Origin of the sequence: Vibrio sp. MED222 (assembly GCF_000153005.1) — a bacterium.
Lineage (GTDB): Bacteria > Pseudomonadota > Gammaproteobacteria > Enterobacterales > Vibrionaceae > Vibrio > Vibrio tasmaniensis_A.
Map to the genome: position 1 here is coordinate 1 of NZ_AAND01000091.1, position 1518 is coordinate 1518.

The following is a 1518-nucleotide window of genomic DNA, read 5'->3' on the forward strand; positions in this document are numbered from 1 at the left end:
CTGGTCTTCGCCGTCACGGTGAAGGTTTCATCGCCTTCGAAGATGGTGTCTTGCGTGGTCTGAACTTTCACTGTGAAGTCGGTTTGACCCGCCGGCAAGCTCACTTGGAAGCTGCCGTCTGATGCTACCGCCACGTCTTTCAAGACCGTACCGTTGCTCAACACGATGTCCACTTGGGTGCCCGTGAAGTCGACGTTCTTATCCGCCGTGCCGCTGTTCAGCGTCAGGTCAACCGTGGTCGCCGTCTTGCTTTCGTTGCTCAGCGTCACTTTGATGTCCGCGACCGCACCTTCCGCTACGTTAATGCCCGCCGCGCCCGCGCTGTTGGTCACGCCCGTCACTGTTGGCGTGCCATCGTTGTCTTGGATCGTGACTGTGCCACTTTCCGCTGCTTGTTGCGTGCTGGTCTTCGCCGTCACCGTGAAGGTTTCATCGCCTTCGAAGATGCTGTCTTGCGTGGTCTGAACTTTCACTGTGAAGTCGGTTTGACCCGCCGGCAAGCTCACTTGGAAGCTGCCGTCTGATGCTACCGCCACGTCTTTCAAGACCGTACCGTTGCTCAACACGATGTCCACTTGGGTGCCCGTGAAGTCGACGTTCTTATCCGCTGTGCCGCTGTTCAGCGTCAGGTCAACCGTGGTCGCCGTCTTGCTTTCGTTGCTCAGCGTCACTTTGATGTCCGCGACCGCACCTTCCGCTACGTTAATGCCCGCCGCACCCGCGCTGTTGGTCACGCCCGTCACTGTTGGCTTGTCGGCATCATCTTTGATGGTCAGCTCACCCGTTTCAGTGCCTGTTACGCCCGTGGCGCCGGTCACTTTCAGGCTCAGTTTCTCATCACCTTCGTACGTCGCGTCGTCTTTGGTCGCCACTTCGACCGTCAGTTGGGTTTCACCCGCTTTCACCGTGTAAGAGCCATCTGCGTTCGCCGTCACAACCTGACCTGCCGAGTCTTTCACCACGATGCTCGTGATGTCCTCTGCCGTCGCTGTGCCGTAAAGCGTGTCAATATCAACCGTCACATCCACCGCTGCCGCTTTGGTCAACGTCACGTCAAAGCTCGCCGTTGAGCCTTCGTTGATGCTCTTGCTGTCTTCGATGCTCACCGATGGGCGATCGTCTGGGTTTGGAGTGCCTGGGTCGACCGGACCGGTGCCGTCATCGGTGATGGTTAAGTCACTGGTGTCCGTGCCGTTAACGCCCGTCACGCCCGTCACTTTCAAGCTCAGTTTCTCGTCACCTTCGTACGTCGCGTCGTCTTTGGTCGCCACTTCGACCGTCAGTTGGGTTTCACCCGCTTTCACCGTGTAAGAGCCATCTGCGTTCGCCGTCACAACCTGACCTGCCGAGTCTTTCACCACGATGCTCTTGATGTCCTCTGCCGTCGCTGTGCCGTAAAGCGTGTCAATATCAACCGTCACATCCACCGCTGCCGCTTTGGTCAACGTCACGTCAAAGCTCGCCGTTGAGCCTTCGTTGATGCTCTTGCTGTCTTCGATGCTCACCGATGGGCGATCG

1 protein-coding gene is annotated in these 1518 nt (G+C 57.9%); it reads right to left on the minus strand.

The window, feature by feature from the left end; all coding sequences use genetic code 11:
* Nucleotides 1-1518: Calx-beta domain-containing protein (locus MED222_RS00065; protein ID WP_009844727.1), on the minus strand; the 1518-nt coding region annotated here is incomplete at both ends.